The sequence below is a fragment of the Alteromonas sp. G5_S2_22_S1 genome, assembly GCF_054968525.1.
In genome coordinates this window covers 1-617 of record NZ_JBQKUJ010000055.1, presented here as the reverse complement: position 1 = coordinate 617, position 617 = coordinate 1, and the positions used below count along the sequence as shown (strand labels likewise).

Annotated in this window: 1 protein-coding gene; it reads right to left on the bottom strand. The window is 38.6% G+C overall.

From position 1 onward, the window contains the following. Positions 1-142: 142 nt before the first annotated feature. Positions 143-617 (bottom strand): DUF411 domain-containing protein (locus ACTRWF_RS19655; protein ID WP_235437071.1); only part of this gene is annotated, 475 nt, incomplete at its 5' end.

Below are 617 nucleotides of genomic sequence, written 5' to 3'. Positions count from 1 at the left end.
GCTGCTTAGCAGTACACTAAATATTGCAAATGATTTAACAAGTGCTTTCATGATTACCTCTATCTTTGGTTAATATTCGGTTTTTAAAAATTAAAATTGCTTTGATTGTCAAAAGTGCGCATTTATTTGTTTAACTTTGACTTCAATCGAATTGACTGTCGTAGCTTTCTACTTTCGCGTAAGGTTCGTAGCTCCCATCTTGATATATAATGAAAACGGTATAAGGCATAAACTGCTCTGCTACTTCCATTCCGGGTGAACCTACTGGCATAGCTGGAACAGATAACCCGATAGCCTTTGGATGTTCTTCTAACAAGAATCGTTTTATAAACTTAGAAGGGACATGGCCTTCAAATACAAAGCCGTTTTCTGTAACAGCGGTATGGCAAGAGCGAAGATTTGGCGAAATTCCGTATTCGTTCTTGATGTCGCTCAAGTTATGAAAGTCCTTTGTACGTAGTTGAAACCCTTGGTTTTCTAGATGGGTTATCCACTTTTTGCAACATCCACACGATGGTGATTTATAAACTAATAATTCGAAGACGTCGTTTGCGCCATGGTGGATATTTGCCATGGCAATGCTAGGTAGAATTAGCAGTAATACCGCAGCTTGATAG